The organism is Streptomyces sp. NPDC007971 (assembly GCF_042958635.1).
Lineage (GTDB): Bacteria > Actinomycetota > Actinomycetes > Streptomycetales > Streptomycetaceae > Streptomyces.
This window is the reverse complement of the sequence record NZ_JBIBJK010000025.1, coordinates 137,597-162,864: the sequence shown is the minus strand read 5'-3', so window position 1 is coordinate 162,864 and position 25,268 is coordinate 137,597. Positions and strand designations below refer to the sequence as shown.

At 70.0% G+C, this 25,268-nt stretch carries 18 protein-coding genes, 1 tRNA gene and 4 pseudogenes; 12 read left to right on the top strand and 11 right to left on the bottom strand.

Features of this window, described 5'->3' with window-relative positions; genetic code table 11:
* Positions 1-766: 766 nt before the first annotated feature.
* On the bottom strand, positions 767-1,144 hold the full coding sequence (locus ACFZCP_RS38955; protein WP_391438789.1) for a hypothetical protein: 378 nt from the start codon (positions 1,142-1,144) through the stop codon (positions 767-769).
* A 280-nt stretch (positions 1,145-1,424) separates the two neighbouring features.
* On the opposite strand from ACFZCP_RS38955, the pseudogene ACFZCP_RS38950 reads away from it, so the two are divergent.
* Together ACFZCP_RS38950 and ACFZCP_RS38945 are read left to right on the top strand one after the other, a co-directional pair.
* Positions 1,425-2,467: pseudogene (locus ACFZCP_RS38950) on the top strand (IS701 family transposase); the annotation flags it as partial.
* A 751-nt stretch (positions 2,468-3,218) separates the two neighbouring features.
* A complete protein-coding gene (locus ACFZCP_RS38945; protein ID WP_391438786.1) occupies positions 3,219-3,827 on the top strand; it encodes a GH25 family lysozyme in 609 nt (202 codons plus the stop codon).
* An 11-nt stretch (positions 3,828-3,838) separates the two neighbouring features.
* Here the strand turns inward: ACFZCP_RS38945 and ACFZCP_RS38940 are convergent.
* The 3 genes and pseudogenes from ACFZCP_RS38940 to ACFZCP_RS38930 all read right to left on the bottom strand — a co-directional run.
* A pseudogene (locus ACFZCP_RS38940) lies at positions 3,839-4,349 on the bottom strand (class I SAM-dependent methyltransferase); the annotation flags it as partial.
* On the bottom strand, positions 4,330-4,827 hold the full coding sequence (locus ACFZCP_RS38935) for a hypothetical protein (protein WP_391438782.1): 498 nt from the start codon (positions 4,825-4,827) through the stop codon (positions 4,330-4,332). The gene ACFZCP_RS38935 and the pseudogene ACFZCP_RS38940, both read right to left, overlap by 20 nt.
* Positions 4,828-4,857: 30 nt before the next feature.
* Positions 4,858-9,549: a DUF6531 domain-containing protein gene (locus ACFZCP_RS38930; protein WP_391438780.1), complete on the bottom strand. Its 4,692-nt coding sequence runs from the start codon at positions 9,547-9,549 to the stop codon at positions 4,858-4,860.
* A gap of 696 nt (positions 9,550-10,245) precedes the next feature.
* Between ACFZCP_RS38930 and ACFZCP_RS38925 the strand changes: the two genes are divergently transcribed.
* Positions 10,246-10,770, top strand: coding sequence for a VOC family protein (locus tag ACFZCP_RS38925; RefSeq protein WP_361444000.1), 525 nt, complete (start codon positions 10,246-10,248; stop codon positions 10,768-10,770).
* Between the two features lie 569 nt (positions 10,771-11,339).
* Here ACFZCP_RS38925 and ACFZCP_RS38920 read toward each other — a convergent pair.
* Positions 11,340-11,834 (bottom strand): hypothetical protein, encoded by a 495-nt coding sequence (locus tag ACFZCP_RS38920; RefSeq protein ID WP_391438775.1) that lies wholly within the window; start codon positions 11,832-11,834, stop codon positions 11,340-11,342.
* A 258-nt stretch (positions 11,835-12,092) separates the two neighbouring features.
* On the opposite strand from ACFZCP_RS38920, the pseudogene ACFZCP_RS38915 reads away from it, so the two are divergent.
* Positions 12,093-12,182, top strand: a pseudogene (locus tag ACFZCP_RS38915) (hypothetical protein); the annotation flags it as partial.
* Positions 12,183-12,373: 191 nt separating this feature from the next.
* On the top strand, positions 12,374-12,880 hold the full coding sequence (locus tag ACFZCP_RS38910; protein WP_391438830.1) for a hypothetical protein: 507 nt from the start codon (positions 12,374-12,376) through the stop codon (positions 12,878-12,880).
* An 829-nt stretch (positions 12,881-13,709) separates the two neighbouring features.
* Here ACFZCP_RS38910 and ACFZCP_RS38905 read toward each other — a convergent pair.
* On the bottom strand, positions 13,710-15,014 hold the full coding sequence (locus ACFZCP_RS38905; protein ID WP_391438772.1) for an amidohydrolase: 1,305 nt from the start codon (positions 15,012-15,014) through the stop codon (positions 13,710-13,712).
* A gap of 634 nt (positions 15,015-15,648) precedes the next feature.
* Between ACFZCP_RS38905 and ACFZCP_RS38900 the strand changes: the two genes are divergently transcribed.
* Positions 15,649-15,725 (top strand) — tRNA-Met (locus tag ACFZCP_RS38900).
* Positions 15,726-15,819: 94 nt separating this feature from the next.
* On the opposite strand, the gene ACFZCP_RS38895 is transcribed toward ACFZCP_RS38900, so the two are convergent.
* Together ACFZCP_RS38895 and ACFZCP_RS38890 are read right to left on the bottom strand one after the other, a co-directional pair.
* Positions 15,820-16,686 carry a methyltransferase domain-containing protein gene (locus tag ACFZCP_RS38895; RefSeq protein WP_391438769.1) on the bottom strand — a complete coding sequence of 289 codons (867 nt, stop codon included), beginning with the start codon at positions 16,684-16,686 and terminating at the stop codon, positions 15,820-15,822.
* A 240-nt stretch (positions 16,687-16,926) separates the two neighbouring features.
* A complete protein-coding gene (locus tag ACFZCP_RS38890; protein ID WP_391438766.1) occupies positions 16,927-17,955 on the bottom strand; it encodes a saccharopine dehydrogenase NADP-binding domain-containing protein in 1,029 nt (342 codons plus the stop codon).
* Between the two features lie 122 nt (positions 17,956-18,077).
* On the opposite strand from ACFZCP_RS38890, the gene ACFZCP_RS38885 reads away from it, so the two are divergent.
* From ACFZCP_RS38885 to ACFZCP_RS38865, 5 genes are all read left to right on the top strand, one after another.
* Entirely contained in the window at positions 18,078-19,064 is a 987-nt protein-coding gene (locus ACFZCP_RS38885; protein WP_391438764.1) for a helix-turn-helix domain-containing protein, read from the top strand.
* Positions 19,065-19,702: 638 nt separating this feature from the next.
* On the top strand, positions 19,703-20,104 hold the full coding sequence (locus tag ACFZCP_RS38880; protein ID WP_391438762.1) for a sortase-dependent protein: 402 nt from the start codon (positions 19,703-19,705) through the stop codon (positions 20,102-20,104).
* Positions 20,101-20,721 (top strand): class F sortase, encoded by a 621-nt coding sequence (locus ACFZCP_RS38875; RefSeq protein WP_391438760.1) that lies wholly within the window; start codon positions 20,101-20,103, stop codon positions 20,719-20,721. The genes ACFZCP_RS38880 and ACFZCP_RS38875 overlap by 4 nt, the downstream gene beginning before the upstream one ends.
* A 126-nt stretch (positions 20,722-20,847) precedes the next feature.
* Entirely contained in the window at positions 20,848-21,339 is a 492-nt protein-coding gene (locus ACFZCP_RS38870; protein WP_391438757.1) for a sigma-70 family RNA polymerase sigma factor, read from the top strand.
* Positions 21,323-21,850 carry a hypothetical protein gene (locus ACFZCP_RS38865; protein WP_391438755.1) on the top strand — a complete coding sequence of 176 codons (528 nt, stop codon included), beginning with the start codon at positions 21,323-21,325 and terminating at the stop codon, positions 21,848-21,850. The genes ACFZCP_RS38870 and ACFZCP_RS38865 overlap by 17 nt, the downstream gene beginning before the upstream one ends.
* A gap of 90 nt (positions 21,851-21,940) precedes the next feature.
* Here the strand turns inward: ACFZCP_RS38865 and ACFZCP_RS38860 are convergent, their stop codons facing one another.
* The 3 genes and pseudogenes from ACFZCP_RS38860 to ACFZCP_RS38850 all read right to left on the bottom strand — a co-directional run bounded on the left by ACFZCP_RS38860 (position 21,941) and on the right by ACFZCP_RS38850 (position 24,335).
* Positions 21,941-22,189, bottom strand: a complete 249-nt coding sequence (locus ACFZCP_RS38860) for a hypothetical protein (RefSeq protein ID WP_391438752.1) — start codon at positions 22,187-22,189, stop codon at positions 21,941-21,943.
* Positions 22,190-22,864: 675 nt separating this feature from the next.
* A pseudogene (locus ACFZCP_RS38855) lies at positions 22,865-23,181 on the bottom strand (transposase); the annotation flags it as partial.
* 545 nt (positions 23,182-23,726) lie between these two features.
* Positions 23,727-24,335, bottom strand: coding sequence for a TetR family transcriptional regulator (locus ACFZCP_RS38850; protein WP_391438750.1), 609 nt, complete (start codon positions 24,333-24,335; stop codon positions 23,727-23,729).
* Between the two features lie 134 nt (positions 24,336-24,469).
* Between ACFZCP_RS38850 and ACFZCP_RS38845 the strand changes: the two genes are divergently transcribed.
* On the top strand, positions 24,470-25,231 hold the full coding sequence (locus tag ACFZCP_RS38845; RefSeq protein ID WP_391438747.1) for an SDR family NAD(P)-dependent oxidoreductase: 762 nt from the start codon (positions 24,470-24,472) through the stop codon (positions 25,229-25,231).
* Positions 25,232-25,268: the final 37 nt, after the last annotated feature.

Here is a 25,268-nt window from a genome sequence, read left to right as displayed (position 1 = left end):
TCCCCCTCTGACCACCATCAACCCACAGTAACCACCACAGGCACCAGAACCCATGGAGCAGAACACGCATCACACACAAACCAGTTGACATCCCCCGCTCCCACATACGCTCCCACCCGTGCCGCACCCGCCCCAACTCCTGCACCCCCCGTGAACTCCCCACAAACCCTGAACACCCGCACCCACACACACCGGCAGCACCGAACCCCCGCACCGTCCCCCAGGAAACACCGGAAGCGCCGACAACCGGCCGACGGACACAGAACGGGGGCCCGTCACGACCGGGATGGGCGGAGGACCGGCGCGCCTCACCCCTAACACCACGACTGGGGCATGCTCAAGGACGGTGCTGGTCAACTCGGCCGGGATGGCGCGTATCTGGAAGCCGAAGCCAGCTCAGCCAGGGGGCCAGCCCCGGGGACGCCTCCGCGAAGCAGCAGCCGGAGGGAGAGAAGCGACTCGTAGAAGGGAGTGGGGTTGGCCAGGAACCGAGTGCGTCTCAGCGGAGGTTCCACCTCGCAAACAGATTTCCGCTGCCGGACTACTGGCAGCGCGCTGCACTCGCCCGTGGAGATCGCCTCGGTCTGCCGCATGCTGAACCACACCCTGCCCGAGCTGACAACCACGCCGTGGCCACGATGGCCGACCTATACGCCCTGGCCTGGCGGCAGGCTGGGGGGTGCGCCGCCCAGTAGGACTGCAGCAGCGGGCCCTGCTGCAGTCCTAAAAGGAGGACCTAGTACTCCAGTGCGACTTCGTGATCTAGCTAGGCGTCGAGGTAGTGGTAATCCCCATCAGGAAGGCCGATCACTAGGCCGCCGTTGTGAACCCTCCACTCGCTCATGCCGTGGACATCGTGGCTGACCAGAAACAGCCCCCGAGGCCTATCGTCGTACTCATCATCTTGGTAGGCGGCCGGGATCTGGGCGATCTGACGCAACCTCTCCTCGAACCAGTCGAGGGACACCGCACGGATGTCGCCCCCGTAGAAGACCCACCTGACGCTGTTGTACTGCCGAGCGGGGAAGGCCCAGCCCCCGCTGTAGGTGCGCTCCGGATCGTCTGCTTCCACGATCTCCTTGATCTGGGCCAGCTGTCCGTCGTCACACTGCAGCCAGCCCCTGACCGAGACCATGGTTCCCATGGCGGTTGCTCCTCATTCGTGTGGCGCGCTGCCCTCGCGCACGATTCCTATGCTCTTGCACGCTAGAGGTGACCTGCTCGGTCGCACAAAGGGATTGGCAGGTGGATCAGCCGCCTCGGGCGAGAGTGCGCCGCACCCATCCACTCGGCCCTCGCGAATTTTGCGCTGGGGCCCTGTGAGTATGAGAACGGCCAACGCGTGATCATCAGGGCTTGTGTGGACTTCTGAAGATCGTGCGGTGGCCGCGAGCCATAACGTAAACCCTGCCCGTTGGCGGGCGATGTTCGACCAGGTCATGACCCGGATCGCGGGCCGGTTCGGTCGGGTGGAGCCCCGAGCGACCGCCCGCGCCTACCTGCTCGGGCTGCTGTCGAGTGTCGAGCGGAAGAATTGCTGGCAGCTGGCCGAACAGGTCGGCCGTGCCCGGCCCGGGCCGATGCAGCGCCTGCTGCGCTACGCCCGTTGGGACGCAGAGGCCGTCTGCGACGACGTCCGCGCCTACGCCGTCGAACACCTCGGAGCCGACGGGGGTGTCCTCGTCGTCGACGAGACCGGCTTTGTGAAGAAGGGCCGGGCCTCGGCGGGGGTGCAGCGCCAGTACACCGGCACCGCGGGACGCATCGAGAACAGCCAGGTCGGTGTGTTCCTCGCTTACGCCACCGAGCGGGGACGGGCGCTGATCGACCGTCGGCTCTATCTTCCCGAGGCTTCCTGGTGCTCCGATGAAGAGCGCCGCCGCGCTGCCGGGATACCCGACGAGGTGCAGTTCGCGACCAAGCCCCGCCTGGCTGGGGAGATGATCGCCGCCGCGCTGGACGCCGGCATCGCTGCTTCCTGGGTGACCGGCGACGAAGCCTACGGTCAGGACCCGCACTACGCGCCCGTCTGGAGGAGGCCGGCATCGGCTACGTCTTGGCCGTGGCCTGCTCCATCAGGGTCCGGATCAACCAAGGCCGGACCCTGGTCCGTGCGGACACCCTCGCCGACCGTCTGCCCAGGGCCTCCTGGCAGCGGCACAGCGCCGGCCGCGGTGCGAAAGGCCCGCGCTGCTACGACTGGGCCTGGATACACACCGGCACCAGCGGCCACCGCCACCTACTCATCCGCCGCAACCGGACCACTGGCGAACTCGCCTACTATCTGTGCTGGTCGCCCATCAACGTGCCCCTGTCCGAGCTGGTCCGCGTCGCTGGTGTCCGCTGGAGCGTCGAGGAGTGCTTCCAGGCCGCCGAGGGCCAGGTCGGACTCGACCACTACCAGGTCAGGCACTGGACCTCATGGCACCGCCACATCACGCTCGCAATGCTCGCCCTGGCCTTCCTCACTGCCCTCGCAGTCGGCGCGGCGCCCGACAGAGCCGCCGATCCACACCATCCCACCCGCAGCCGCGATCCGATCGCGTTGACCGTTCCGGAAATCCGCCGCCTACTCGCCGCCGTCCTCGCCCCACCGGCCATGTCCGTGCCCAGGCTGCTGCACTGGTCCACCTGGCGCAGATGCCACCAGACAGCAGCCCGACGCAGCCACTACCGACGACGATCCGCCGACGCACCCACTGGATAGATCACGAAACCGCACTGGAGTACTAGCCTCTCCCGCTGGCGGGAAGAGCGGCGTAAAGGCCTCGGTGGCAACATCAACAATGCCCCAGCCTCCTGCACCGGCCGCAGTGCCTTCACCACGCCCAGCCGCCGACTGTCCTGGGAATCAGACCGCAAGTTGCGCGATCCGGCCACCGGACAGATCGTGGAAGAGACCACGGAGGGCCGCACCATGCCGGACCGGCGCACGGACGCCCGGTGTCTGGAGGGCAGCGCCACGAGCACTACCGCAACGATGCGGTGGTAGCCGTGAATCACCGGCCTGGGCGGGCCCGTCCACGCAGACGAGCAGCCGGACCTGGTCATGCTCGCCAAGCGCCTGTTCACGGTCGAGATACGCGCCTGAGCTCGATCGAGGACGGCGGTGTCGTGGACATCGAAGTCGTCGCCGGGCCCCCATCGGAGAGGGCGCGGCGTTGTCCGCGTGGCCGCCCCATGGTGCGCCCTCCGGAACAATGCATCGGAGGACCACCGTGACGATCAAGGGCTACGACGTATCCGCCTTCCAGGACTCGAACTTCCCCACCGCCGGCACCAGCTTCGCGTTCATCAAAGGCACCGAGGACCGCCTCTACGTCAACCCCAAGCAGAAGGAGCAGACCGCGCACGCCCGCGCCGCGGGACTGGTCGTCGGCTTCTACCACTTCCTGCACCCGGGCCACATCAAGGAGCAGGCGGCCCACTTCGCGGAGGGGTGCGCGAGCATCGAACACGACCTGCTGGTAGTCGACTGGGAGACCAACCCGAACGGCACCGCGGCAACGTCCGCGGAGAAGGATTCCTTCATCGCCGAGGTCAAGCGGCTGCGCGGTACCAAACACAAGATCGGGCTGTACTGCAACCGGGACTTCTGGACTCACCGGGACACCACCAGCAATGCGGGTGATTTCCTCTGGATCGCCGAGTACGGCGTAGCCGCGGGCAAGCCCAACATCCAGACCAAGTGGATGTTCCACCAGTACACCGACGAGCCACTGGACACCAACGTGGGCAACTTCGCCTCCAAGGCCGAGCTGGTCGCTTTCGCGGGCGGCATCAACGGCGAGAGGAACCTTCGCCCCCCGCGTGGGCTTCCAGGTTGACAAGCCCGAGCGAGGGTCCATTCCTCGGAGTGCTGGTACGTCGCGAAGTAGTCGGTGCCCGGCTGCACGAGGCCGACGCAGGGGTGATCAACGGACACGATCAGCCGGCCGCCGGGAGTCAGCACGCGCCGCAGTTCGGCCAGCGAGGTCGTCCACCAGGTAGTGCAGGACCAGGGACGCGACGACGTCATCGAACGCGGCGTCGGGGAACGGCAGCGGGCTGCCCAGATCTGCGGTGTGCAGAGCCGCATCGTCGCCGAGCCGCTCCCTGGCCAGTTCCAGCATCTTGGTGCTGGAGTCGAAGCCGGTGACGATCGCGCCCCGGTCGCGCAGCGCCGCGGACAGGGGGCCGGAGCCGCAGCCGGCGTCCAGGATGCGTCGACCGGCCACGTCCCCGGCCAGATCCAGCATCGCCGGCCGCTCGTAGTAGGCGTTGAAGAGGCTGGTCTCGTTCGAGGCCGAATACGCCTCGGCGAAGCTGTCGTAGTCGTGAGTCGAGCGGCTATCGACCGCTTTCCTGATAGCGGTAGTTGTAGTAGTCCTTGCCGCCCACGAGGACAGAGGTGACGTACCTCGGCAGGCCGTCGGAGTCCCGTTCGACTTCCTGTGAGGTCTGCCTGGTGAAGCCCAGCGACACCCCGGGGATCACCGGGTACTCGGGCTGCGACCTGTCGACCGTCCAGCCCCGCTCGACGGCACGCTGGAAGAGGTCCTCGGCTGGGGTGGTGAAGACCTCGTCCCCCTCGAGCAGGACGCGTGTGGTGGACGTGCGGCCTTCACCGGGCCACCACAGCTCGATCGCGGTGACCTGGGTCCCGTCCTCGGCCAGGGCCTGTACGCCGACGTGGTCGAGGGTCCAGGACGCCTTCGCCGAGTTCCGGCTCGGGCGCCTGAGTACCCGGGGCTCGCCCCAGTCGGGCACCGCGGCGAGCGCCTCGTCGAGGGTCGTGCCCAGCAGGATCGGCGCGACTCCGCGCGGGGGGTCGAGTACCAGATCCATCGCCTATTCCCTCAATTCTTTGCGGCGTTATCACTTCAGGATGTCGTAGTTTATCGTCCAGCCCTTCTTGGTCAGCATGGCCTGGAACTTCTTGTTGTTCTTGAGGCTGTCCACCATGTCCTTGATGTGGGTGTCGTACTTGTCGCCGTACAGCTCCCGGATCTCGTCGATGTCCATCTTCATGGCCTGGTCCCAGCGCCCGGCGTCGATCAGCTTCCGCTGTTTCGCGCGCCATTGCTCGCTCTCCTTGCTGGAGCCCGTGCTCGTCAGTTCGCGGTGGTCCTCGGCGTCCATGCGGATCGCGGGGCCCATGCCGGCGCCACCGCCGTTCTTGTCGGTCCGGAATCCGGGCATGTCCAGGTGGGCGTAGGACGCCTTCGCGGGGATGTGGTTGATCTCCTGGTCCACGGGGTTGATGCGCTGTTTGTCGTCGTCCAGGAGGTTCGCGGGTTTCAGCCCGCTGTACCAGCCGCCGCTTTCCGTGCATCCCTTGGCGATCAGGCCCTCAGGGTCCATCCGGGTGTGCGGGTTGGTGACGTAGGCGACCGGATTGGGCGCCGGCCCGAGGCCGAGCGGGTCGGGGCTTGTGTAGCGCGCGGTGTCGGGGTCGTAGTGGCGCTGGTAGTTGTAGTAGAAGCCAGTCTCGGCGTCGTCGTACTGGCCCGGCAGGCGCAGCGGGGTGTAGGCCGCCGCGTCCCGGTTCCAGCTGGTGGCGCCCCAGACGGTGGACCGGCCGCGCCAGGCGATCGCTCCCTGTTCGTCGACGAGTTCGCCGGGTGCGCCCACCAGGTCCGTGACGATCGCGAAGAAGCGTGCGTCGGTCTCGCTCTGTGGCTGGTGCCCGGGGCTGGTGCGGCGCTCGAGCTGGGTCAGCGGGCGGTGGCCCTCGTAGTCCCAGGTGGTGGTGATGTGATGGTCCGTGTCCGTCTGCTCGGCCAGCCGGGTGCCGTCCCAGGTGAAGTGGATGGACTGCACGACGGTGCGCCCGTCGTCGGCCATGCGGTGCTTGGCCGTGCGCCGCCCGAGCGGGTCGTAGGAGTACGTCCATCGGGTGCCGTCGGGGGTGACGCAGGCAACGAGCCGGTTCTCCTCGTCCCAGGTGTAGCGCCAGGTGTCCGGCTTCTTCGACAGCCGTGTTTTTTGGCGCAGTGTGGTGCGTCCCGCGGCATCGTATGCGTAGTGGATCCGTCCGGCGGTCAGGACGCGGGTGCCCTCGTAGGTGCGTCGTCCGCGGCCCTCGGTGCGTGCGGCCCGATCGGGCCACTGGGCATGGGCTTCGTTGCCGGCGCTGTCGTACGAGTACGTCTCCGACCAGTTCTCGGCTGTGACGCGCAGGGGGCGGCCGACCGGGTCGAGGTCGAAGCTGCGGCTCGTGCCGCTCAGTTCGTCGACGATTGTCTCCAGGCAGCCGTCGGCCCGGTAGTCATATGCCCGGGCGCGCAGGGTTCGGCCTCCGGCACTCAGCAGCTGTGAGGTCAGCCGGCCCATGTCGTTCCACCCCGAGGTGAGGGTGACCGGTGCCTGGGCGGGTCCGAAGCTGCGGGTCAGCTCCTTGCCCCATGCGTCGTGGGTGAAGGTCAGGGCATGACTGTCGCTCAGCAGCGCTGTGCGGTTGCCCACCGCGTCGTAGGTGGAGCGCGTCACGGCGCCGGTGGGTGTGGTGCGTGTGGTGCGCCGTCCTGCGGCGTCGTAGGTGAAGCGGGTGGTGCGTGCGTCGACGGTTTCGGCGACGACTCGGCCGACCACGTCGCGTTCCAGGGTCAGCGTGGAGGTGGGCGATGTCAGCGAGCTGACCCGGCCGGCCGCGTCGTAGGTGTAGCGGGTGCACCGGCCTGCCACGTCCTTGGCGATGACGCGGCCCATCACGTCGTACTCGCTGGTGATCCGGGCGCCGAGCGGCGTCGTGCGTGCGGTGGGCCGGCCCGTCGGGTCGAACTCGTAGGTGACCGTCCGTTGGTCGAAGTCGGACTCGGAGGTCAGGTTGCCGGCCGCGTCGTAGGTGTATTTCCAGCTCATCCCTTGCGGGTTGAGGACTTCTGTCAGGCGCAGCTCGGTGTCGTAGGCGAATGAGTATCGGGCGCCGTCCGCGCCGGTGCGGGCGGCGAGCCGGTCGAAGTGCGTGTACTCGAAGCGGGTTACGGCGCCGCCGGGGCCGGTGTGCGATGTGCAGTTGCCCTCCGCGTCCCAGCTCCAGCGCTCCTCGGAGCCGTCGGGAGCCACCCGTCGGTCGAGCCAGCCCTGGGGCAGCCAGTCCAGAAGGGTGGTGGCGCCGCCGGGGGCGGTGGCTCGGACGGGCCGACCGAAGGCGTCGCGCTGCACCGACGCGGTGTGGCCGTGGGCGTCGGTGCGGGTCAGCACGAGGCCGGCCGCGTCGTGCGTGAGGTGCTCGGTCGCGCCGGCCGGATCGGTCACGGTGAGCAGTGCGCCGCGGGCGTCGTAGGAGAAATGCGTCTGGGTGCCGTCCGGTGCCGTGATCCGGGTGCGGTTGCCGCGCGCGTCGAAGGACTGGCGCCAGGTCGTGCCGTCGGCCCCCGTGACCTCTTCTGGCAGGTTGGAATCGTTGTAGCGGGTCGCCGACTCGGTGCCGTCGGGGAACTGGATCCGTGTCAGGTTGCCCCGCTCGTCCCAGGTGAAGCGGGCGGTGTTGCCGAGCTGGTCGGTGCGCTCCAGCAGGTTGTCGCGGCGGTCCCACACGAAGTGGACGGTGTGGCCGAGCGGGTCGGTCTCGGAGACGGTCTGCCCGAGCGCGTTGAGCCGGGTGACGGTGACCGCACCGGTCGAGTCGGTGAACCGGGTGACGCGCTCGGCGGTGTCGTAGGCGAATCGTGAGGACAGCGCCCCGTCGGGACCGATCGTCTCCACGACCCGGCCGGCCGCGTCGTACACGTACGCGTAGGTGTGACCGTTGCGGTCGGTCCACGACGTCACCCGGTGCTCGTCGTCATAGGTGAAACGCAGGGGAACGGTGTCGGAGAAGGATGTGACCTCACTCAGGTCGCCGCCGTCGTAGCCGAAGGAGGCGACCGTGACGGGGCCGTTCGCGGTGCGCAGCTGAAGGGCCGCGACGCGGCCGCTTGCCCGGTCACAGGTCGCCCGCACGTCGTAGCCGCCGTCGTGGACGACGGCGCTGGGCAGCCCCTCGTCGTCGCGGACGATCTGTACGGTGTTGCCGTTGCGGTCCTCGATCTCGCTGAGCCAGTACAGGCCGCCAGGGGTGTAGGGGCTGCCGACGAAGCGGCGTATGTGGCCCGAGCAGGGGTCGGTGGTGGCGTAGGTGACCTCCCCCAGCGCGTTGCGGTCGACACAGGTGAGCAGGACGCGCTCGCCTTCGACCGGCTCGACCGGTTCGCCGAAGGAGGCCGGCACGCGCGGGTAGACGAGGAGCGAGCCGTCCTCGCGGGCCCAGATCGCACCGCTGCCCGTCAGCTCCAGGCGCTCGTCGAGCGTCGAGGCCCAGCTCGGCCCGAAGCAGTGGCCGTAGCGGTAACCGGATATGTGGGTGCGCCGCAGCACCAGGGGCAGCACGCCCGGCAGGCCCAGGTCGGTCTGGGACAGCACCATCTCCCCGCTCGCGACGTCGACGGGGTCGGTCTTGCATCGGCGCTGGGTCAGGGCGACGGCTTTGCCACGCGTGTTGGCCAGGGCGTCCTTCAGGGATCCGGGAAGGCGCTTGCCCAGGCCGTCCAGGCGGGTACGCCCGCCGTCATGTCCGCCGCCTTTCTTGCCGCCGCCGATGGCGTTGACCCGGTCGCGGACATCGAGGTCGATGCCTTTGTGCAGGCGGGAAGTGGCCTTCACGCGGTCCGGAACGGTCTCCGTGATGTGTGTGGAGATCTTTTTCAGGGCCTTCTCCGAGCCCCTGATCGCACCGTGCAGTACGTCGTCGAAGACCCGTGTGAAGGGGTCGCGGCCCTTGCTGCGGCCGAACGCCCCCCTGACCCGTCCCAAGGGTGAGGACGCGGCCATGTGCATCTCGCTGCCGTGCCGGGACACCTTGCCCGCGCCGTCGTCGAACTCGACATGGTCGATCTTGGTGGTCCCGCCCGCATCACCGCCGGCGGCGCCCACGCCGCCGGCCGAGGCGAGTTGCATCCCCCCGTGGCTGCCCCTGGCATGCCCGGCGCCGCTGCCCGCTGCCGGCGGCATGGAGAAAGCGTCCTCGGCCAGGTCGAGGACCATGTCCTCGACCATCGCCTCCAGCTTGGCGTTGACCGGCTCGGTGACCTTCGCGATCACCTCGTCGACGATCCGGTCCACCGCCTCGTCAAGGATCCGCTTGACCACCTGCCGCATGGCCGTGATCTCGGCCGCACCGAGCACCGCCGACAGGCCCCCGGTCACCCACGCGAGCCCGATGGACAGACCCGCCGAGCCGGCCATGACCGCCAGCTCGGCCTCCGCCTTCGTCTTCATCCAGAAGATGATCTCGGCGAGGACGTCACACGCTTTTGCGAACAGGCGGGCCAGTTCGGGAAGTTTCTCCAGGTGACTGGCTTTGACCTGGTTCCAGTGCTTCTCCATCGCATCGACGGCCCAGCCCTGGGACGAGGAAAGGATCCGGGACACGGCCTTGTGCGCATCCGCACCATGCCCCTCGAACCTGTCTGCGAACTCCCTCATGGCATCCGCCATGTCGCGGTAATCGTCCTCGTCCACGTTCGGGAACTTGACCCCGATAAAGTCCAGGACCTCATCGAGCCATCCCGGAATCGTGTAACCCATCCCCGTACCTCTCCCCCGTGCTCACTCCCGGCCCACGGCCGCACAGCCACCGCGTTCGCGATCAAGAAGCCTAGTAGACGGCACAGACAGCGCGACACCGCACAGCAAGCCGGCCGTGGTGGGGCGTCCACGTCCCGCGCCCGCCGCCGCGGACCTCAACGGGGCCATGCGGGGCAGCTCCTGTGGGCCTTGGGGCCCTGCTCGCTGTGCTCGCCGCAGGAGACAGGGGGCTTCTGTGCGAGGCCTGCCCCCATCAGCGCGGCCGTTGCCATACGGAGCTGCTCGTCCTGATCAGGACGGCCGGGCGGCCGCGGGTCCTGATCGCCGCGCGGGGTGAGCGCGGCGGCGGCACCTGCGAGCACCTCTGGGAGGGGATCCTCGCGGGGGCCGCCGGCAAGGGTCTTGACGTCTGCCGGCCTGCATCCACGAAGTGGGCGCAGGGAATGTGCGGACAGGCCAAGGACTGGCCGGCCGAACCGAACCTCAACCCGGGACGGTGTTCCTCTCCCGCCCGGCTTTGGCGAGGAACGCCGTCCGTGAGCCCTTTTCATCCTCGGCGCGAGGTTCGAGGGGAGGACGGCTACGACCAGGGGCTGAGAAGGTCGTGCTGATTCCGGGCCCATCTAGGAACAGAACCGTCCTAGTTGCCCCCTAGTGTCTTCACATCACGAAGAACCACAGAAGGGGACGACACCAATGGGTCAGACTGCACCCGAGGGCTACACCAGCGTTGCACCGTGGGTGGTCACCGACGACACCGGCGCACTGCTCGACTTCATCACCGGCGCGTTCGACGGCGAAGAGATCGCACGGGTGCCGGTCGAGGACGGCACCATCGGCCACGGCGAGATCCGAGTCGGCGACACGGTCGTGCTGGCCTTCGACCGACGGCCCGACTGGCCGGTGATGCCCTCGCTGTTGCGGGTCTATGTCCCGGACGCGGACGCCGCCATGGCCGCTGCTGTTGCGCACGGGGCACAAGTGGTCACCGAGGCTGCTGACAGTGCGTGGGGGGATCGTGGCGGCAGGGTGCGGGACCCGTTCGGCAACATTTGGTGGGTGATGAGCCGGGTCGAGCACATCGCACCGGACCTGGCCTGGCAGCGCATGTCCGAGCCGAAGTACGCCGAGGCGATGCGCACGGCCCAGGAGACCCTGGACGCCTCGCTCAGCGGTCGGGAGACAGGGGTGGCCAGCGCCCCGCAGCGCCCAAGCCACTGAGACCAACTTCCGGCCCGACTGCAGACGACGGGGACTGAAGGCCGGCAGCAGCGCACAGACGCAACGGAGCTCCTGGCAGACGGTATCCCGACCAGGATCACCCGTGCCGCCAGGAGCTTCGCGTGCCTGCCCACCCCTCCTCAAGAGATCCGTCCACCCGCGCCCTGAGGTACCTGACCGGTCAACTCGTCGCCCGGCGGCTGGAGATCGGCCACGCCGGCGGCGGCCGACAGCCGGCCGTCGGGCGCTCCTTGCGCCGGTTCACCTGCGGTGCGGTGGCACCTACGCGCAGCTCGTGATCCTGGACGGCACCCTGCTGCCGATCGAGCGGACTGGATGAACACCGACGGCACCGAAGCGGAACCAACCGTGGACCGCGCCGGGCGACGCCGGTGCTGCGCAACCGTGGCCGAAGCGCTCACCGATGCCGGTGTCCAACCGACCGAGCAGTGGGACCAGTCCAGGGGCATCACTTGTGCCGGATGGAAGGCACCGTTGCTGCACCTGGGCGTTCGGCCCGGTTTGCATCGCCGTTCATGCTCGGCCGACGAGGAGCCGCAGAGCAGCGACTACCCGAAGACCTGGACCGGGGTGCCCTGCGCTCCCAGGATGTACACCAGGTTGCCGTTCGGGTCGTACTCCCAGTAGCCGGCCTGCACGACGTAGGTGCCGTTCGAGACGCCGATGGTGCTCGTATTGAACTGGATCGACCCGTCGTCCTTGTTCGAAGTCAGCCATTTGCCCAGGCAGCCGAAGTCCGCGACCTGGGTGGTGGTGTGGTCGGAGTTGACCTTGAGCAGTTGGGCACACGGGAAGATGCTGACCTTGTTCGGATTCCTGTAGTTGGTCTCCCCGTAGACGCCGCGGCTGCCGTCCCCCCTGCTGCAGGGCAACTCAGTGATGCCGTAGGTCTCACCGGCGTAGCCTTTGTCCCGGCAGCCACCGCCACCGGTGTTGGCCGACGCACTCTGGGCGACGGTGACGCCTGTGGCCAGCAGCGTGCCGACGATGGTGAGCGTGGCGGCGGCCCGCTTGACACCCTGGCGGCCAAGGGTCTTTCTCATGACCTTCTCCTTTTCATCTGGGATGCAGGGCCAGCCTGAGTGGTTGACGCGCTCTCGTGGTGAGGCTGTGCCGCCTGGGGCGGCCCGGCGTGAGGTGACGGGGCAAGGCTCGCCGAGGGCTTGCGGTGCCGATCATCAGCAGCCCCACACGGTGGTGACCAGGCAGAATGGCCGGAAGAAGCACCGGCAGTTTTCCCGGCAGACACCCTGTGGTGTGTACTCGCCTGCGCAGGTCCAGATAATCCGGCGGGGGGCGTGATGAGCGAGGGCGGATTCGGGGCACTGTTACGCGCCCGGCGCAGGGGAGCCGGGCTGACGCAGGAGGAGCTCGCCGAGCGCTCGAGGATGAGCGTGCGGGCAATCCGTGATCTCGAGCACGGCAGGGTTGCCCGGCCCCGCCGTGAAACGGGCGGCTGCTGGCCACGGCCCTCGGCCTGCCAGAGGACGAGGGTGAGGAATTCCTTCGCCTTGCCCGTCATGCGTTGCCGCCGGCCCGGTCCGGGCTCATCGGCGCCAGGTCGCCGACCGCTCCTGTCACCATGGCGCCCGCCGGAGAAGACGGTCCGCATCCCGCGGTCGTCCCGCCCGCCGGACCGGCCACGCCCCCGAAGGCAGAGGCGGACAGCCATCAGGCCGGACACGCGCGCGGGACAGGACGCGCGGCGCGCTACGCCGTCCTGCTCACCTCCCTGCTGACGGTCACCGCTCCCTCGTCCGATCGCGGCCCCCTGACCGCTCTCCCGTCCCATCACGGCACGCACGCCCGCAGCACGAGCAGGGCCGTCCACCCCATCCGGGTCACGAGCGGCGACCTGCTTCCCGAGGCCGTGCCGACCGTCGGGGACGACCTGCAGGTCCTGCACCCGGTCGCCCGGGGCGACACGCTGATCGTCACCGTCACACTCACCCACGCGGGCTCAGGTGCGGTCACCGTGCCGGGAATCATCTGCCGGAACCCGCTCCTTGTGCACATAGTCACCCACCGCGTTCGTGGCCGCTTCAGCGACGGGGAAGGAGTCCGTTGCCCTGCCGCGCACTGGTGTTGACGGTGTCACGGGCGGCCAGAGCCAGAGTGTGCGCCAGACGAGCAGCGGTACACAGCCCGCTGGTCACCCTACGGTCCGCCCTCAACTGGCCCCGACTGCAAGCTGCGGTGCCCGATCCGGACGGTCAGTCGCACGCTAACCCGGCTGTGCCGCCGACGCTGCCGACGGAGGCGGGAGAGTGGCCAAGACGAGCGGTGTGTACACCGCTGGCTTCCGCACGAGCCAGGCAGGGGCGACGGTGCATCGCAGTGGGCGCAGCCGATGCCCATCGACTTCGAACAGCACCGCAAGGCTCACAGCTCCTCGTGGCACCCTTAACAAGGGATTAGGCAACGTTGGCCCCTGCCTGCTGCTTCTCGTTGTGTGCAAGAGGCGGCAGTCAGCAACCGATATCTCAGTCCGTGGAATTTGGTCGACGTGTGACCGTGCAGTGATCAGCATGGCGGCCATGGTGGACCCTTCCCTGTACGCGGCCTTCTTGGTCGCCGCATTCGCCCTGTGCCTCACTCCAGGAGACCGCGTCCTGGACGCCATGAAGGCATGGGGTCCAGGAGACCAGCGCCCCGCAGAACGCGGACGGTATCGCAGCCCGCGAGCGTTACGCCCGTCTGAAGGCGGAACGTGATTCCTGGTGGGCGGTCGGCGGGGCAGGCGGCTCCTGCGAAGACTCACCGTTGTGGATCAGGGACAGGCAGCGCTCCCAGGCATCCATCGATCACTCAGCGTGGCCGTTTGGCAGAAGTTGAGCCAGAACCTGAGCTGTGACGTCGTCGACGGAAGACCGGCAGCGCACGCTCGCGCGCACAGGCGGTGTTCACGAGAACGGGAGTCAGTCGCCCCGGGCCCTGCATCCGCCCGGCAGGCCCTGAGCCTTGTGGGTGCGCTCCGCGATCCAGCCGGCCATCGCGCATACGCCGACGCCGATGGCGCCCTCGTCCGGGGAGAAATCCGGATAGTGCGGGTAGCTCGTTGTGATGGGTTCTCCAGGAGCACGGACGCCGAGAAACGTGTAGGTACCGGGGATCCGGTCCAGGTAGAGGGCGAAGTCCTCGCCGCTGAAGGGCGGGAAGGCGGCATGAAGCTCGGTGACCGTGTCCCGGCCGGCGGTGCGGCGCAGGTGATGGGCGAGCAGGCGGCCGTCACGCTCCGGGCAGACCATGGCCGGGAACGGCTCGCCGGGAAAGCGCGTCGCGGCCCCCGTGTAGGGCGTGCTCGCCCGGCGGATGTCCTCGCGGACCTCCACGTACCGCTCCGGCGGCCAGCAGCGGTAGGACACCCTCACCGTGGCCTGCTGGGCCGTGGCCCGGACGGCTACGAAGCGGGCCAGCGGACCGTTGGGAGTCCGGGCGTCGGTAACGAGGCGCTCCAGGTCCACTGGGGTCTGCGGCAGCGCCACCGTTGCGAGCGCGCCGATGTCGGCGGCCAGGCGCCGCGCGTCATCGAGTGCGTCCGGTCCGGAGAGGGTCACCTCCGCCTTGTCCTGGCCCGGCAGCCCGTAGCCCGCGGTGACGGCGAACTGGCCGATCGGGAAGGGCCCGCAGTGCAGCGCATGGATCTCCTCGATGCCCATACGCTCCAGCACGCCCGCGTCGATCAGTGCGCGGGCGCCGGACAGGGTCTCCTCGGCAGGCTGAAAAAGGAAGACCGCCGTTCCGCTCAACTGCTGCCGCAGCCGCGCCAGTACCCGGGCGACGCCGATGCCCACCGCAGTGTGGATGTCGTGGCCGCAGACGTGGGCCGGCGCGGGACCTGTCCCGACGATGTCTGCGGGCGGAACCGCGTCCATGTCCGCCCGGTAGGCAACGGTCCGGCCCGGACTCGTACCCCGCAGGACACCGACGACACCGTGGCCGCCCACCCCGGTGGTGACGCTCAACCCCGCGGCCCGCAGCTCCCGGGCCACCACAGCGGCCGTGCGCTGCTCTTGCCCCGGGGCCTCGGGGTGTCGGTGGATGTCCCGCCGCAACTCGATCAACGCGCGCTCCAGACGCGCCGTCTCGGCGGCCACCGCCGTCTGTCTCACCGGCCCTGCCCACCCACCGGCCGCGGCCTTGCCCGCGCCTGCGAACACCGTTCCCGCACCGGCCGCCGCTGCGCTGGCCAGTAGCGTGCGGCGCGTAAGAGCGCGTTCCATGGGACGACTCACTGGTTCCCCCTTCGGCTCACGTGTTTTCCGGGACACACGATCGCCGCACACTGGTGCCGCTGCCCATCCGGCCGGCCACCGTGTGGGGGGTGGGGGTAACCGCAGCACGAGGCGTTGCCGCGTTGACGCTGCTGTCTCCTTGAGCGCCGGTCCGATGGCCGCCAGGGGCAGCAGCACGGACAGGGTGCGGCCTCGTGCGGCTTCGCGCGCCTTCATGTGCGCCCCGGGCGCGCGAGGGCCCCACTCGTCCGGCCCATCTCAGTCACGCACGGTCACGGGCGCGATCGTCGAGGTGGCCGGCATGGAACACCCACCTGGCACCGCGCCCAGGTCTCGCCCGCGTGTGCCGAAGTCCCGCGGGGGCGGCCCCCATCACCGTGCAGAAGGGAGCAATGCCGTGCCTTTGACCGTGGAGAGCGTTGCAGCCGAGCTGGAGGCCGCGGACCAGGAGGGTGACCCGGCCGCTGACACGCTCGTGTCCGGCCTCATCGACGAGGCGCGTTCTGGTGGTGCACGGCGCAGGCAGCCTCCGATTCCCCTGCAGACGCCTCATGCGCATCTCCTGCCCGGCCCGTGTCCGGGCAAGCCCTGCCCTGGGCATGACGTAAGCTGGGCGCACCGACGCGGGGTGGAGCAGCTCGGTAGCTCGCTGGGCTCATAACCCAGAGGTCGCAGGTTCAAATCCTGTCCCCGCTACCAACGCACCGGCCCCCTTCGACACCAGCGTCGAAGGGGGCCGGAAGCATGTGGATATCCCGGCGGGGGTCGAGTGCTGCGGGCCGGGCGTGACGGGTCAGTCAGTGACCGCGGTAAGGCGGGCGTGGAAGATTCCCCAGCGCAGCAGTCCTCGGCGTGTGATGTCCGTCCACAGAGGCAGGTTGGCGAGCAGCTCGTCGACGTAGGCCGGGCTGATGATGCTCCGCAGCTCGGCCGCGCGGCGGCGCACCTCCTCGTCGAGGCGTGCGTAGTGGGTGGTGAGGTGCACGGTGAGATCCTCGAAGTCGGCCTTCAGCCCGAGTCCGGCCAGGCACTGAAGATAGGACGACGGCGTGGCCAGGCTGTCCACCCCGAGACGTGACAGCGCGGGCCGCAGCGTCGCCGCCGGGGCCTCCTCGGCCGCCATGATGTCGGAGAAGACCAGCGCGCCGCCCGGTTTCAGGACGCGTACCGCCTCGCCCAGAGCGCCGGCCCGGTCCGTGACATGGCACAGGACTTCCAGGGACCACACCACGTCGAAGCACTTGGCCTCGTAGGGGAGGCTGGTCAGGGATCCGGTGGTGACCTCGATCAGGTGGTCGAGCCCCCGTCGGGCGTTGGTGGCGCGGTTGCGCCGGTTGTGCTCCTCGCTGAGGTCGAGGGCCTCCACTGGGCAGCCGAACCGTTCGGCGAGCGCGCGGGCCGAGCCGCCGTACCCCGAGCCGAGGTCGAGCACCGTCGTGTCCGGGCCGAGCAGGTCCGCGACCCGGTCCCCGGCGTGCTGCACGGTGCGGTGCGAGGCCTTGGCAATTGCCTCCTGTGCATGGGCGTACACGCCGATGTGGATGTCCTCGCCGCCCCAGACGATGTCGTAGAACGCGTCGACGTCGCCGGTCTCGTAGTAGCGGCGGGTCGAGGCCTCAGGGTCCGGTGCACTGCTGCTATTCCTGGCGTTCTCGGTCATGGCGGGTGAATTCCCCCCATCGGCAGGGTTGATTCAGCCCGGCCGGGATCACCGGCGTCACTCCGCCGGCTGCGCTGTCGTGCCCCCTGCCCCGGGCCGGGGCGGTTCTGCAGGAGACCCGAGCGGTGTTCATTGCTTCCGTGTGCCTTCCCCGCGGGGTCCGTCGGCCGTGTCCGGTCCTTTGTCCGGGCCTTGTCCGGGCCTGGCGCGGGCACCGGGGAGGGCTCTGGGGAGAGGCCGTTACGGGTGCAGTTCCACGGTGATGCGCGGGGCCAGTGCACGCAGGAAGCCGAGGGCGTCGAACATGGCGCCTGCGGAGGCGACGCCCACCGTACGGGTGCGTCCGGTCAGGACGCGGTCGAGGGCTTCCACGACGAGCGGTGCGGTGACGGCGTAGATGTCCTGGCCGCGGGCGACGGCGCGGCGTTCGGTGTCGCCCGAGCGCACGACGGCGTCGACGAGGAAGGTCTGGCCGGACCGGCCGCTCTCGTCGGCCGCCGCCGGCGCGGGCGTGTCGGGGGACGTGACGTCGCGGGCCGCGTCGGCCGTCATGTAGGTGGTCACGTCCGGGATGGACAGGTGGCTGGCCACGGTCACGACGTCGGCCATCGTGAACTCCCCGACCACCGGACGCGGTCCCGTCGGCTCGGGGAAGGACCATTGCAGGGTGGGTGGGGCGTCAGTGCGGTGCTCCCACCGGCCGCCGGTGTAGCGCAGGCGGCAGTTGCCGCGCCGCTTCCTGGAGACCGCGCCCGACAGACGCGTTCCGGCGGTGGGGTGCCAGCTGCTCAGTGCGTACGCGATGTGTGCCGAGTCGGCTTGGGTCCAGTCGCCCATCGCCGCGGTGGCCAGCAGGTCGCCCAGGCCGCCGAAGAAGGCCATCGCGGGGACGATGACGGCTCCTGCCTCGCGCGCCCGGCCGGCGAAGTCGGCGAAGGTGTCGAGGTTGGCCTCGATCTCGGCCGCCACGTCCAGATAGGGGATCCGTGCCCGCAGGGCCGCCTCGATCACCGGGGCGGTCGTCGAGGCGAACGGTCCCGCGCAGTTGATCACGGCGGCCGTGCCGGCCAGGGCGTCGTCGAGCGATGCCGCATCGCCGGCCGACGCGACACGAACGTCCAGCCCGGTCCCGCGGGCCAGCGTCTTCAGCCTGTGGGCGTCGCGGCCGCAGAGCACTGGGACGAACCCCCGCTTCAGCAGTTCCGCCACCACGAACCGCCCGGTGTGCCCGTACGCACCGAAGACCGCTGCCGTCCGGCTTGCTCCCATGAGCTGCTCCCCCGTACCTGGATGACCGGCAGCTGATCCGCTGCCCTCTCGTACGGACATCCTGGCGAGAAGAAACCCCCCATACGAGCGTCCGGAACGACATGGCCCATACAATTTCGGACATGCATACCGTCGCGCTGGCCGTCACCGACGGCATGCTGCATTTCGAACTGTCCCTGGCGACCGAGGTCTTCGGCTCGGACCTGACCCACATCGTGGACCCCTGGTACCGCTTCGCGCTCTGCGGACCGGGCCCCGTGCAGGTCGGCCGCTTCCACCTGCAGCCCGACCACGGACTCGACCACCTCCCGAACGCCGACACCGTGATCGTCCCGGGCTGGGCCGACGTCGCCCAGAACCCGCCGGCCGAACTCGTCGACGCTGTGCGCACGGCCCACGGGGAAGGTGCACGCGTGGTCTCCTTGTGCACGGGCGCCTTCGTCCTGGCCGCTGCCGGCCTGCTGGACGGCAAGCGGGCCACCACGCACTGGGCACACGCCCGGGAGCTGGCCAGGCGCCACCCGAAGGTCTCGGTGGACCCCGGCGTCCTCTACGTCGACAACGGCGACGTGCTCACCTCCGCCGGGAAAGCCGCCGCCCTGGACCTGTGCCTGCACCTCGTCCGCCTCGACCACGGCTCGTCGAACGCCAACAAGATCGCCCGCCGCCTGGTCGTACCACCGCACCGCGACGGCGGTCAGGCCCAGTTCATCGCCACCCCCGTCCCCGCCCCGGGCCATCACCCTCTCGCCGAACTCCTCCCCTGGGCCCTGCAACGGCTGGACGAGCCCCTCACCGTGGAAGACCTGGCCCGTCAGGCACGGATGAGCTCACGTCACCTCAGCCGCCACTTCAAGTCGCTGACCGGCACCACCCCGCTGCAGTGGCTCCACACCCAGCGCATCCGCCACGCCCAGGAGCTGCTGGAGACCACCAACGACACCGTCGACACCATCGCCACGGCCACCGGCATGGGCACCGCCACCACCCTGCGCCGGCATTTCCACCGGACCGTCGGCGTCCCACCGGACACCTACCGCCGCACCTTCCGCTCCCCCACCCACCCCGGCTCCGGCAACGACGCGCGACACCGCCGCCACGAAGCATAGGCAGCAGCGGCGGAGAACCGCAGCGGTTCCCGCGACAGCGCCGGCATCAAGCCGGCCCGTGCAGCCGCGGCCTGCGCCGGCCTGCCGGCGCGGGCCTGCTCCACCTGCCGGGGACAGCGGGTGGGGATCTTTCCGAAGAACGCGGGTGCCGCGGTCCGGCGAGCAGCAAGGAGCGGACAGCCGCGCGCCCAGGGGCTTGGGTTGCGTCGACGGCCGGGGCGCTGTCCGAGGAGCGGCGCAAGCAGCCGGAGGACACCGGCTCCGCCCGGTCGATGCAAGGGCAGCGATGCTTCCACCTCGCCAGGCAGCATCCCGCAGCCGTCGGCGCACTGCCCGCCACGCCGGGCGACGTGGTACGCCGGGGCGGGGATCTCGGGCCGGTCGGGTCGGCCCCGCGCGGACCTCTCCGGTCCTGGGGCCGGGCAGGCCGCTTGCACCTGGCATGCCGCTGCCTTGCCAAGGCCGGCCGGCCCGCAGCCAGCGTGCGTGCCCGGGGGTCTGACCGTGCGTCAGCCGGCGCCCCGCGCGACTTTGCCACTCCTTTACAACCTGTGCCGGTCCTGTCCCGTCTCTCCGCTCGATCCATGACGCAGCCGGCCCGGCCACCAGCCGGGCCGGCCGACGAAAGAGAGCGATTCATGCGCCGAACAGTCCTCAGCGCCACGGCAGCCGCGTGCGTCGCCGTGCTGGCGAGCACGGTGCCCGCGTTCGCCCACGGGGCAAGCGCGTCACCTACCCCCCGTCCCTCCGCCACCTCACAGCCGTCGGCCCGGCCGAGCGCGCCGGCCAGCACGGAGCCGAGCGCGGTCCCCAGCCAGGAGCCGAGCCGGGCGGCCACCCCCGTGCCGACCGCCGCGCCGAGCGAGGGACGCGGCCAGGTCGGCGTCGTACCCAGCGGCGCTCCCAACACCGGTGTGACCACCGGCTCCCACGGCTCCGGCCCGGACCGCATGCTGATCGGCGGCAGTGCCGGCGGGGCCCTCGCGGCGGGCGGCGCGGCGGTCTTCCTCGTGCGCCGCCGACGGGCGAGCGGGGCATGACGCACCTGTCCCGGCGCGCGTTCGTCACCGCGGCACTGGCCTCGCTGCTCGTGAGCTGCGCCGGCCACGGCGGCGAGGGGGCATCTGCCACCAGCCCCAGGGGCACGCACGGGAGCCCCCGGTCCTCCGCGGACCCGGTGAACGCGCCGGACACGCCGGGCCGTTCGGCTCCGGCGCGGCTGCTGATTCCCGGGATCGGCGTCGACACCCCGGTCATGCGACTCGGGCTGGCGCAGGACGGCAGCGTGCAGGTGCCCCCGGTCACCGCGCACGACCGGGCGGGCTGGTACCAGAACTCCCCGGCGCCGGGCCGGACGGGTCCGTCGGTGATCCTCGGCCATGTCACGGTCGGCGCCTACGGGGACGGTGTCTTCCGCCACCTCGACCGGCTGCGCCGGGGCGACGCGATCACGGTGCGCCTGGAGAACGGCAGATCGGCCGGGTTCGCGGTCACCTCCGTACGGACCGTCGCCAAGTCCGACTTTCCCACGAAGGCGGTCTACGGTGACGTCGGCCGGCCGGAGCTGCGGCTCATCACGTGCGGCGGTCCCCGTAGCGGCGACGGCTATCTCGACAACGTGATCGTTTTCGCCGCGTCGAGCAGCGCGGGCCACTGACCGGTTGCCGCCCGCCCCGGTCCCGGGCCGACGGAACGTACGCCGTCGGTCCGGGGTCTTTCCCGCGGGTGCCCCGCGCCCCCCTGGGGCGCGAAGAGTGCCCCCCCCACCCCTCCATGGAGAGCATTGAAACGGTCCCGTGAGAAGGCGGCAGCAGAGCTGTTCGCCGCTCTCTACCCGCGCCTGGCCGGCTGGTGCCGCCGTCTGGTCGACGACGACGAGACGGCCCACGAGATCGCCTCGGAGGCGTTCACCCGCCTCTGGGCCCGCTGGACGTCGGTGTCAGAGCCCAGGGGCTTCCTCTACGTCACGGCCGCCAACATCGTCCGGGACCACTGGCGCCGCCTGGAGCGCGAGCGCAACGCCATGCGCCGCGCCACCGTGGAGGCATCCGTCCGCCCGCCCGCCGAGCAGACCGACCCCTCGGTCCGCCTGCTCGTCCAGGCGCTCCCCGAACGACTGCGCATACCGACCCTCCTGCACTACTACGCCGACCTGCCGATCCGGGAGGTGGCCGTGATGACCGGGCGCAAGGAAGGAACCGTCAAGGCCGACCTGCACGCGGCCCGCGAACTGCTCCGCGCCCACCTGAGGAGAAGCCTTGATCACATACAGTGACGACGGTCCGGACTTTGAACCCGACGACCCCCTCGCCGTCATCATGCGGCCGCCCTCCGAGCACCTCGCCCCTCACCCCGGCCGGTTCGAGGAGATCCGCCGTAGCGCGGCGCGGCGCCGCATCCTGCGCGCTGTTGCCGGAGCCGGCGCGACCTGCACGGTCGCCGCCCTCCTCGCCCTACCACTGCTGCGCACCGCCCACCACGACCCCGCCTCCCCGGCGGTCCCCCTCGCCCCGCCCCCCGCGAGCAGCCCCACGACCCCACCGGCCCCGGCCGAGTCGGCTCCCGTGAGTGTCACCCCCCGCCCCAGCGCCCGCCCCTCAAGGAGCACGGCACCCGTTCCCACCCACCCCCCGGCCGCCACCGCCTCACCCTCCGCCGTCCCCTCGACAGCCCCGGCACAACACCGGCCCTGGGCCCCCACCCCACGCTCGCGCACGGCGGCGCCGTCGACGCACCCGGCACGCACCGACGCTGCCGCAGCCTCCGCAGCCTCCGCAGCAAGGTGACATGCCCTGCACCCGCACTGAACTTGGCGCCCGCAATCCTCCTGGGCCTCGCCACCTGCTTCCTCACACAGCGCGCGTCCAACGCCTTTGTCAGGACCTCTCAAGGGTCGTCCCGGTGCCGCAGCCCAGCGCGTGGCCCTCGACGGCGGCGATGAGCGGGGTCCTGATGCCGGTGCGGGTGATGCCGCTTGAAGCCCCGCCCTTCGACGACGGGTGTGTCGCATTCGCGAAGGCCTTGAGGCCCACACCGGCGCTGAAGACGCCGTAGGCGCCGGTGAGGATGCCGGCCACGAGGCCGTCGCCAGCGGCCAGGGCGAAGACGGAGCCGACCACCGACAAGCAACTGCAGTACCTGAACCCCTGGTGGCCAGGGCGGGGCGCGCCCTGGCCACCCACCGGAAACGGCCGCTGAGCCACGGCCGCGCAAAGACCCGTCCTCTCCGCGGCCGCCGCACAGCAGCACAGCCCTATTGCCTGCCACGCAGGCGGTCACTGCCGCGACCGGGCTGCACGGCGGCGCCGCGCCGGTACCCGGTGGCGGGCCCGGCGCTCGCGATGAGCCGACCACACAGCATGGGCGGGCCGGCCGTCACGCCCAGGGACACCGGACCGTGCACGGGCGCACCGGCGTGGCCCATGTGCTCCACCGGCGCCCTGTGCACCACCGGCGCCCTGTGCACCACCGGCGCCCTGTGCACCGCCGGCGCGGGGCAGGGCGACGCGTTCAGGCCCCCCGACGCGGACGCGTACGCGGACAAGGGCCACGAACCGTGGGGGCCTGGCCGTGTATGGCGGGCGGCGGCGTCGGCGGCCGGCGGCGCGGCCGGGGGGATCCAGGCCGTGTCTCCCAACTTTGGTGGGCATGAAGGGCTTCACCGAAGCTCGCAAACTCGCGTGGCATTCATGAGCACCCCGCACTGCTGCTTCCTGTGATCGGAAGGCGTTGAGGGCGATGTCGGACGGCGTCGCCCTCCTTGGTGTGCCTGTTACGCGAACCACCTTCCTGGCACTGCCCGTTCCTTCGTACTGGCGCTGGACGGCGACGGTGTGGGTGCCCTTCTTCACGTCGCCTGTCTCGTCGACGACCAGCACCGCGGCCTCGTCGTGGAAGTACTCGACGACGTATTCGCGCACGTCGTCGCGGACGGCGTCAGCGCCCCAGACGGCCCGGGACAGCAGCAGATGCTGCATGCCGTGCGGGCCGGCCTCCCCAGACCACTCGGCGATGGTCCAGCAATTTCTGCGCGGTAGGTCCGACAGCAACCCAGCACCAACCACCCAGCCCGCAGGCGGGGTTCGTACCGGGCGAACCTGCCCGCGATCCCTCCCATCGCCACCTCGAACGCCTCCCCCCATCGGGCGGGATCTACGCTGCGGACTGCGGCCACCGTCTCATCGCCTGTCCACGCAACTCTCGATGATCATCGGTGGCTGCACCCGTCCCCCCACCGGCCCTCACTGTGACCCGCTTTTCCAGTTGTCACCGGTGAACGTCTCTCACCTGCGGTTTTGCAGACGGTCCTCATGAGCCCTGCCGGGCCTGACCGGGCAACGCACTTCGGGTGCCCCTGGGGGTGAATGGGCGGCATTCCTTCTTTGCGTCCTCCCTGGCCCATGGCCGGTGAGGGATCCCACAAACGGGCCGCCCTGCTGGCGCGTGGACGTCGGCAGGGCTATCGTCGACAGGGAGAACGACCGGTCTTCCTACCTCCAGGGTGGCATCTCGGTCTCCTGGAGGGAACTGCCAGCAGGCGGGCAACTGCCAGTGGATCCCGGTGCACGTCGAACAGAGATGAAAAGCTCCATGAAACCAATCCGCGCCCCGGCTTGTCCGGGGTCCAGCACAAGGTCGGTGTTGCGCGTGCCCCCGGTGGGGTCAGCCGCCCGATCGGATGAGCCGGACCGCGTCCCGCAGGGTGTTGTGGGCGGCCGCCGAGTCGTCCAGGTAGCCGGCTGCCATCGCGCCGTCGTACAGCATCAGCAGCGCACCGGCGGCCGACTCCGGGTCGGCATGGCCGAGCCGTGTGAGCAGCTCCTGGAAGAGGGTGCGGATCCAGTCCCGGTGCGTCGTCACCAGGGCGCGGACCGGATGGTCGGCGTCCGGATACTCGGCGGCCGCGTTCATGAACGGCGATCCCCGAAAGCCGCGCTCGCGGGCGTGCTCGGCGATCGCCTCGAAGATCAGGTCGATCGCCTCCGCGGGCGGATGCCCGGCGGCCAGCGGTTCGGCCACCTCCTTGTAGTAAGCGTCCTTGGTCAGCAGGTAAGCCACGACCAGGTCGTCCTTGGAGGCGAAGTGCCGGTAGAAGGTCGCCTTCGTCACCCCGGCCTCGGCGATCAGCCGCTCCACGCCGATCGCGCGGACGCCCTCGTAGTAGAACAGCCGTGACGCGGCCCGGACCAGGCGTTCGCGAGGCGGCAGGCCTCCCTCGATCTTGGTCTCCCGATGGTTGGCATTGATGGTCTTCTGCCCAGAGGTGCTCACTTCCCCATTCTGCCCCTGGCTCCAGCATTGAGCGGCCGCCACCCCCGTACAGCCCGCGCCGGTAGGGCTGTCTTCCCTCTATCCCGCACGGCCCGCAGCGAGCTGGCCGTGCCGCGTGTCGAAAGGTTTGAACGATGACTCGTCGTCTTGAAGGAACCGTCGCTCTGGTCACCGGAGCATCCAGCGGTATCGGCCACGCCACCGCCCTGGAGCTTGCCCGGGAGGGCGCCTCCGTGGCGGTGGTAGGCCGGCGTGCGGACCGGCTCACGGACCTCGCTGCGGAAATCTCCAGCGCCGGCGGCAAGGCCCTGGTCGTGGCCGCCGACATCACCACCGCCGAGGCCGCCGCCCAGGCGGTCGAGCGGACTGTCGAAGGCCTGGGCCGCCTGGACACCCTGGTCAACAATGCTGGTCTCATGCTGCTCGGACCCGCCCCCAGCGCGGACCTGAATGACTGGCGGCGCATGATCGACATCAACCTCATGGGCCTGATGTACACCGCCCACGCGGCCGTCCCCCACCTGGTCAAGGCAGCAGCCGAGGCCCCTCGCCAGGTCGCCGACATCGTCAATATCGGTTCACTCGCCGGCCGCAACGCCTACGCCATGTCCGCCGTGTACAGCGCCACCAAATTCGGCGTCGGCGCCTTCAGCGAATCCCTGCGCCAGGAACTGGCACGCCAGCACGTCCGCGTCTCCGTCATCGAGCCGGGCAGCGTCGACACCGAACTGCGCACCCACAACCCCGACGTCATCCAGCAGCACATCACCGCCGCTCTGGGCGACATCGACCGGCTGCAGAGCCGGGACATCGCCGACACCGTCGGCTACATCGTCACCCGCCCCCGGCACGTGGCCGTCGCCGAGCTGCTCGTACGCCCCACCGAGCAGGTCTGAGCGACAAGACCAACGCCGACTCCGAGACAAGCAGGCA

Coding starts and splice junctions, on each gene's coding strand:
- ACFZCP_RS38920 (WP_391438775.1), bottom strand. CDS start 11,834: ATGAGAAAGACCCTTGGCCGCCAGGGTGTCAAGCGGGCCGCCGCCACG.
- ACFZCP_RS38895 (WP_391438769.1), bottom strand. CDS start 16,686: ATGACCGAGAACGCCAGGAATAGCAGCAGTGCACCGGACCCTGAGGCC.
- ACFZCP_RS38955 (WP_391438789.1), bottom strand. CDS start 1,144: ATGGGAACCATGGTCTCGGTCAGGGGCTGGCTGCAGTGTGACGACGGA.
- ACFZCP_RS38935 (WP_391438782.1), bottom strand. CDS start 4,827: ATGGATCTGGTACTCGACCCCCCGCGCGGAGTCGCGCCGATCCTGCTG.
- ACFZCP_RS38890 (WP_391438766.1), bottom strand. CDS start 17,955: ATGGGAGCAAGCCGGACGGCAGCGGTCTTCGGTGCGTACGGGCACACC.
- ACFZCP_RS38925 (WP_361444000.1), top strand. CDS start 10,246: ATGGGTCAGACTGCACCCGAGGGCTACACCAGCGTTGCACCGTGGGTG.
- ACFZCP_RS38875 (WP_391438760.1), top strand. CDS start 20,101: ATGACGCACCTGTCCCGGCGCGCGTTCGTCACCGCGGCACTGGCCTCG.
- ACFZCP_RS38845 (WP_391438747.1), top strand. CDS start 24,470: ATGACTCGTCGTCTTGAAGGAACCGTCGCTCTGGTCACCGGAGCATCC.
- ACFZCP_RS38910 (WP_391438830.1), top strand. CDS start 12,374: ATGGCGCCCGCCGGAGAAGACGGTCCGCATCCCGCGGTCGTCCCGCCC.
- ACFZCP_RS38885 (WP_391438764.1), top strand. CDS start 18,078: ATGCATACCGTCGCGCTGGCCGTCACCGACGGCATGCTGCATTTCGAA.
- ACFZCP_RS38930 (WP_391438780.1), bottom strand. CDS start 9,549: ATGGGTTACACGATTCCGGGATGGCTCGATGAGGTCCTGGACTTTATC.
- ACFZCP_RS38880 (WP_391438762.1), top strand. CDS start 19,703: ATGCGCCGAACAGTCCTCAGCGCCACGGCAGCCGCGTGCGTCGCCGTG.
- ACFZCP_RS38905 (WP_391438772.1), bottom strand. CDS start 15,014: ATGGAACGCGCTCTTACGCGCCGCACGCTACTGGCCAGCGCAGCGGCG.